The organism is Rhodovulum sp. (genome assembly GCF_011048875.1).
Lineage (GTDB): Bacteria > Pseudomonadota > Alphaproteobacteria > Rhodobacterales > Rhodobacteraceae > Rhodovulum > Rhodovulum tesquicola.
The window spans coordinates 1-4,283 of the sequence record NZ_DSDD01000406.1; the positions used below are offsets into that span (position 1 = coordinate 1).

Sequence of the window (4,283 nt, forward strand, 5' to 3'; positions counted from 1 at the left end):
AGTGCGAACAGCGTGAAGAGCTGGGCGCGGTTCCTGGCGAGGCCGCGATAGCGGGTCTTCACGTGGCCGAACTGACGCTTGATGATGCGGAAGGGATGCTCGACCTTCGCGCGCAGCATGGCGATGATGCGGTTGATCTGGGGCAATTACCGGATCGACGCGGGCTCGATCCGCGTGGCGGGGGTGGAACTGGCGGGCGCCGAGCCGCGGCAGGTGATTGCGCTGCGCCGGGCAACGCTGGGCCATGTCAGCCAGTTCCTGCGCCTGGTGCCCCGGGTTCCCGCGCTGGACGTGGTGGCCGAGCCGCTTCTGGCGCTCGTTCACCGACCAGAGCCGCGCGATCTCGGCCTGCCCCTTGCTCAGCGCGTCGCGCTGCCAGTTGTAGCGCGTGGTGATCAGCGCCATGACCCGCAGGACCTGCCGCTGTGCATACTTGTCCCGCGACAGGCCGAACGCCATCAGCGCCGACAGGATATCGTATTTGCGCGACGCGGCCTCACGCCCGACGGGCCGGGGAAGCTGCATGTCTGTCTTCTGTCCATGTCCCCGGCCGCGCCGCGGTCCGGATCTGCCTCGTTCAATACGGCCCTGATCGGGCTCTTGGCGACGACGTCGCAGGAACGCAACGCTCTTCACCGCTTGTCGGCTATTAGCGTCCGGCTTTCCGGTTCTGCCAAGCGCCCCGGCTGTCAGGCCGGTTCCCGACCCAATTCCGTTTCAAGGAAACCGGGTATCATCGGTAAAGGGTGTCAGCCGGTATGTCTCCTATTCTGTGCGAAATGTCCCCCAATATGCGGTTGTAACCTGCGCTCTGTCCCCCAATATGTCGGCGAAGGCCCACAGGCTCCCCCCCCGCCCGGCGGGCAAGCGGGCGTTCCGGGCGGCCATCGCGAACTTCAAGGGCGGGGCGGGCAAGTCGACCGTGGCGCTGCATTTCGCCCATGCTGCCGCGCTGGACGGATACCGGGTGCTGCTGGTCGATTTCGATCCCCAGGCCACGCTCAGCCATTCCATGGGGCTGACCGATGTGGCCGAGGATTACACCGTCTGGGGCATCATGGCCCGCGACCTGATCCGCGAGACCGACCGGATAAACGCGGTGTCCACCGGCGCGGCCAGCGGCACCGCCCTGCCCCGCCGCCAGATCCCGGCCTCGATCCGCGATCTGGGCCTGGGCGAGTTGCGGCATGGTGACTTCATCAAGACCACGGCCTGGGCCACCATCGACATCGTGCCCTCCTGTGCCAACGCGGCATTCGTCGAGTTCGCCTCGGCCCAGTATCGGCACCTGAACCCGGAATGGTCCTTCTTCGCGGCGGTATCGCGTTATCTGGACGGGTTGGGCGATGACGATTACGACCTTGTGCCGTTCGATTGCCCGCCGGCCATCGGCTACCAGTCGATGAACGCGGTCTTTGCTGCCGACATGCTCTATATCCCCTCCGGTCCCGGCTATTGGGAATACGACTCGACCACCAGCTTCATCGGTCAGTTGGCCGAGGCGCTGGAGGATCTGGCGGGCTTCGGGCCGACCTTCCCCGCGGGGAAGGTCGGGTTGCCCAAGTCCTTTGTCGAGATCCGTTTCCTGATGACGCGCTACGAGCCCGGCAATGACCTGCACCGCGCGATGTTCGACGCCTTCCGCAAGGTCTTTGGCCCGCATGTCGCCGAGCACCCGATCGAGATGACGCGCGCGGTCGAGCAGTCGGGCCGCTTCCTGTCGTCGGCCTACGAGATCGACTATCGCGAGATGACGCGCGAGACCTGGCGCCGCGCGCGCGCCAGTTTCGACCGCGCCTATGAGGAATTCAAGGGCAGCATGCTGGCTGCCTGGACCCGGATCTGAGGGAGGGCGGGATGAGCAAGAAGCGCCGCATGTTCGACATAGGCCTGCCCGAGGACGGCATCGCGCCTGCCGCCGAAACCTTCCCCGCGGGGAAGGTGTCCGCCCCCCCTGCCCGCCGCGGCCCGATGGCCGCCGCCATCGCCGAGACCGTCAGCTCGAACCGCGAGCGGCAGGAGATCGAGGCGAAGATCCGCGCCGAGAACGACGCGCTGGCGCATGAGCATGTCCGGCTCAAGCGGCTTGGGCTGGTCATCGAGCTGGTGCCGCTCGATCTGATCGAGATGTCCAAGCTGGTGCGCGACCGCAAGACCGGGCCGGATGCCGAGCTTGCCGAGCTGAAATCCTCGATCGCCGAACTGGGGCTGTCGAACCCGATCCGGCTGGAGCGCCGCGCCGATGGCCGGTTCGAACTGATCCAGGGCTATCGTCGGCTGTCGGCCTATCGCGAGCTTCTGGAGGAGACGGGCGAGGCCGAACGCTATGCGACGATCCCCGCCGCGGTCAGCCATCCCGGCGACGATCTGGAGGCGCTCTATCGCAAGATGGTCGACGAGAACCTGGTGCGAAAGGACATCTCGTTCGCCGAGATGGCCATGCTGGCGCTGGACTATGCCCGCGACCCCGGAACGGCGGTCAGCGACCCGGAAAAGGCCGTCGCGGTTCTGTTCAGGTCGGCGGGCTACCAGAAGCGCAGCTATATCCGCACCTTCATTTCGGTGGTCGAGCAGCTTGGCGAGGACCTGCTGTTCCCGCAGGGGATTCCCCGTGCGCTTGGGCTTGCGCTGGCCCGCAAGCTTGACGAGGTCGAGGGGCTGGCCGGTGCGATCCGGGCCGAGCTGAAGGACTGGGACAACCGCTCGCTGGCGGATGAACTGGGCGTGCTGCGCCGCTTTGCGGGCGAGGGCATGCCCGGGCAGCAGGAATGGGACGAGCCCGAGCCAAGGCGGCCGGTGTCCCCCATGGGCAAGCCCGCGAAGGCCCGGACCAGCTTTCAGTTCGACCGCCGCGAGGGGCGCGGGAAATGCGTGGCCGGGGTCGGCAAGCTGGAGATCCGGCTTGACCGGGACTTTACCACCATCGACCGGCGGCGGCTGGAACAGGCCGTGCGCCAGATGCTGGACCAGCTGGACGGGTAGGGCAGGGACCTTCCCCGCGGGGAAGGATTCCCGCGGCAAGGATCCGCGGTGTTCAGTCGATAAGGCCCAGCCTTCTGGCCCGGTCCAGCAGCATCTTCACGGATGAGGGCTGCCAGCTTGTGCGCCCGCGCGGCGTGCGTTCGCGCATCGCTTCCAGCCGGTCGCAGATGGCTTGCAGGGTGATGTCGGGGTCGGCGCCCTTGATGGCGGCGACGATGGCGGGCAGGCGGTCGTCGGTCTGGCGGCGTCCGGCGCGGGCCAGCACGGTTTCGGGCAGGAATCCATCGCGGACATAGGCCTTCACGGCGCGCAGCAGGCGGCTTTGCGTCCAGCGGCGTTCCGGGGGCAGGGGGGCGTTGATGATGCGCAGCACATCCTCCCAGGCCATGTCCGGGCGCAGGCGGCGGACATGCGGCACCCAGTCCTGCGCGCTCTCGCCCAGCCGCTGCATATAGCCGTCCAGCCGGGCCAGCCGCAGCTTGCGCAGCGCCGCCGGATCGCGTGCGCGCAGGCCCGGATTGCCGCCGATCCGCCCCTTGGTTCGCGCGCTGGCCAGCCCCGCCCTGGTGCGTTCGCGAATCAGGGCACGCTCGAACTCGGCCGCGGCGCCCAGCACCTGCAGCGTGAACTTGCCCTGTGGCGAGGCCGTGTCGATCGGATCCTGCAGCGAGCGGAAGAAGGCACCCCTGTCCTCCAGCCGCTCGATCACCTCCAGCAGATGCGACAGCGACCGCGCCAGCCGGTCGATGCGCACGACGACCAGCGTGTCGCCCTTGCCGATCCGCTCCAGCACGCGGGCCAGAACAGGGCGGGCGCGGTCGCCGCCCGAGGCCTGTTCCTCGTGGATCTCGGCGCAGCCAGCGGTTTTCAGGGCCTGGGTCTGGGGCAGGGGGGTCTGGTCCTCGGTCGAGACGCGGGCATAGCCGATCAGGGGCATCAAAATAGTCTTTTTGCGGTTTCTTGTCTCACTACTAAACGATCGTTTGTTATCGGATGCAAGGGCGTTTCCGGGGGTGTCGGGTGGCTCGTTTCGGGCGTTTCAGGCCGGAACAGAGACGTTTTCCTGCGTGACAGGCACCGCGTTGGCGGCCGGGCCGGGGGGGTGGAAATGCTGCGATCAAAAATCCCCCATATCATCCGCGCAGCCATGCTATTCTGCGGGTATGGCACGCAAACCTGTTGATATCGGCGCGGCCTATGACGACCCGCCGAGCCTTACGTCGCCTTATGATCCGGCCCCGCGCCCCGAGGCCGATCTGTGGTTCCTGCCCGAGGGCGACGCGCCGGGCCATGGCGCAGGC

The 4,283-nt window shown here is 67.4% G+C and carries 3 protein-coding genes and 2 pseudogenes; 2 read left to right on the plus strand and 3 right to left on the minus strand.

The genetic code is table 11. From position 1 onward, the window contains the following. A pseudogene (locus ENN83_RS14060) lies at positions 1-122 on the minus strand (transposase); the annotation flags it as partial. Positions 123-312: 190 nt separating this feature from the next. Next, positions 313-525: pseudogene (locus tag ENN83_RS14065) on the minus strand (hypothetical protein); the annotation flags it as partial. A gap of 298 nt (positions 526-823) precedes the next feature. Here ENN83_RS14065 and ENN83_RS14070 point away from each other — a divergent pair. Next, a complete protein-coding gene (locus ENN83_RS14070; RefSeq protein ID WP_287187940.1) occupies positions 824-1,846 on the plus strand; it encodes a ParA family protein in 1,023 nt (340 codons plus the stop codon). A gap of 11 nt (positions 1,847-1,857) precedes the next feature. Further along, entirely contained in the window at positions 1,858-2,982 is a 1,125-nt protein-coding gene (locus ENN83_RS14075) for a ParB/RepB/Spo0J family partition protein (RefSeq protein WP_287187942.1), read from the plus strand. Positions 2,983-3,034: 52 nt separating this feature from the next. Here ENN83_RS14075 and ENN83_RS14080 read toward each other — a convergent pair whose 3' ends face one another. Further along, entirely contained in the window at positions 3,035-3,919 is an 885-nt protein-coding gene (locus ENN83_RS14080) for a recombinase family protein (protein WP_287187945.1), read from the minus strand. Positions 3,920-4,283: the final 364 nt, after the last annotated feature.

What these genes read in the sequence shown, in the direction of transcription:
- ENN83_RS14070 (WP_287187940.1), top strand. Translation starts at nt 824, where the DNA reads ATGTCGGCGAAGGCCCACAGGCTCCCCCCCCGCCCGGCGGGCAAGCGG.
- ENN83_RS14075 (WP_287187942.1), top strand. Translation starts at nt 1,858, where the DNA reads ATGAGCAAGAAGCGCCGCATGTTCGACATAGGCCTGCCCGAGGACGGC.
- ENN83_RS14080 (WP_287187945.1), bottom strand. Translation starts at nt 3,919, where the DNA reads ATGCCCCTGATCGGCTATGCCCGCGTCTCGACCGAGGACCAGACCCCC.